At 73.5% G+C, this 1,641-nt stretch carries 2 protein-coding genes; both read left to right on the forward strand.

The features are described from left to right. Positions 1-402: 402 nt before the first annotated feature. Positions 403-966 carry a 50S ribosomal protein L10 gene (rplJ, locus tag I6A81_RS07455; RefSeq protein WP_203008474.1) on the forward strand — a complete coding sequence of 188 codons (564 nt, stop codon included), beginning with the start codon at positions 403-405 and terminating at the stop codon, positions 964-966. 135 nt (positions 967-1,101) lie between these two features. Further along, positions 1,102-1,494, forward strand: coding sequence for a 50S ribosomal protein L7/L12 (gene rplL / locus I6A81_RS07460; RefSeq protein WP_203008476.1), 393 nt, complete (start codon positions 1,102-1,104; stop codon positions 1,492-1,494). Positions 1,495-1,641: the final 147 nt, after the last annotated feature.

A 1,641-nucleotide genomic window follows, 5' to 3' on the forward strand; every position in this document is an offset into this window, starting at 1 on the left:
GGGGGGGGGGGGGGGGGGGGCGGGGGGCGCCCCGCCGGGGGGGGCGGCCCCCCCCACGGCTCGTGTCATTGATGGGCTGCCCGCAGGCCGACGGCGAAGTGCTCCGCGCTCGGTGCCGGCACGGTAGCTAACTGATGCAGGTGCTTTCCGTCCTGTACTCTGGTTGACAGTTCCACACCGAAGACCGCTGGTCGCCGTCCGCCTGCTCCGCCGGGGGACGGCCGAAGGCCCCGGAGTCATCCGGGCGGCCCGCGCAGGTGACGGACGCGAACCGCCTTGACGGGCTGCCCTTCGGGGCTGGCCTGACCGCGGCGGTCTCACGCCCCGAGCGCCTGCGCCGGGGCGTTCGTCGTTTACACGGGTCCCTAGGGCGCGGCCGGCACCTTTCCCCAAAGGAGCCCGATGGCGAACCCTGAGAAGAGCGCCGCCGTGGCGGAGATCACCGAGCAGTTCCGTGGCTCCACCGCGGCTGTCCTGACCGAGTACCGCGGCCTGACCGTCAGCCAGCTCACCGAGCTGCGCCGCTCGCTGGGTAGCGAGACCAGCTACGCCGTGGTCAAGAACACCCTCACCAAGATCGCTGCCGAGCGCGCGGGCGTGACCGGCATCGACGACCTGCTCGTCGGGCCGACCGCGGTCGCCTTCGTCGGTGGCGACCCGGTCGAGGCGGCGAAGGGCCTGCGGGAGTTCGCCCGCGCCAACCCGGCTCTGATCGTCAAGGGCGGGTTCGTCGAGGGCAAGCCGATGTCGGCCGCCGACATCAGCAAGCTCGCCGACCTGGAGTCCCGCGAGGTCCTGCTGGCGAAGCTGGCCGGGGCCATGAACGGCTCGCTGGCCAAGGCCGTCGGCCTGTTCGCCGCCCCGCTGTCGCAGGCCGCGCGGCTCGCCGAGGCGCTGCGCGCCAAGCGCGAGGCGGAGGCCGGTGGCGCCGCCGAGGCCGCGCCGGCCGCCACGTCCGCCGAATAGCCGACCCCGGTCGGCTGGCCGAGCAGGCAGCCAGGTAGCACCCGCGGGAGCCCGACCACGCCGCTGGGCGCGGTCGGGCGGATCCGCCCGCACCCCCGACGAACGAAGACACACAAGAAGGAAGGAACCGCCACCATGGCGAAGCTTTCGACGGACGATCTGCTCGACGCGTTCAAGGAGATGACGCTGCTCGAGCTGTCCGAGTTCGTGAAGCAGTTCGAGGAGACCTTCGGCGTCACCGCCGCCGCCCCGGTCGCGGTCGCGGCCGTCGCGGGTCCGGGCGGTGGCGGCGCCGAGGCGCCGGCCGTCGAGGAGCAGGACGAGTTCGACGTCATCCTCGAGGCCGCCGGCGACAAGAAGATCCAGGTCATCAAGGAGGTGCGCGCCCTGACGAGCCTGGGCCTCAAGGAGGCCAAGGACCTGGTCGACGGCGCGCCGAAGCCGGTCCTGGAGAAGGTCGCCAAGGAGGCCGCCGACAAGGCGAAGGCCGCCCTCGAGGGCGCCGGCGCCACCGTCACCGTCAAGTAGTTCCGCGCCGGGTTCCCGCCGGGCCAACCGAAGCCCGGGATTTCTCCCGGATCGGCGATCCGGCGGGTGTGCTGGCGGGCGCGCGTTGCGCGCCAGCCGGCCGGCGGCGAGTCTCGCCGCCGGCCGGTCCACGTGAGCCGTGCCGGC

The organism is Frankia nepalensis, from assembly GCF_016786325.1.
In the GTDB taxonomy this organism is placed as follows: Bacteria; Actinomycetota; Actinomycetes; order Frankiales; family Frankiaceae; genus Pseudofrankia; species Pseudofrankia nepalensis.

Coding starts and splice junctions, on each gene's coding strand:
- rplL (WP_203008476.1), top strand. CDS start 1,102: ATGGCGAAGCTTTCGACGGACGATCTGCTCGACGCGTTCAAGGAGATG.
- rplJ (WP_203008474.1), top strand. CDS start 403: ATGGCGAACCCTGAGAAGAGCGCCGCCGTGGCGGAGATCACCGAGCAG.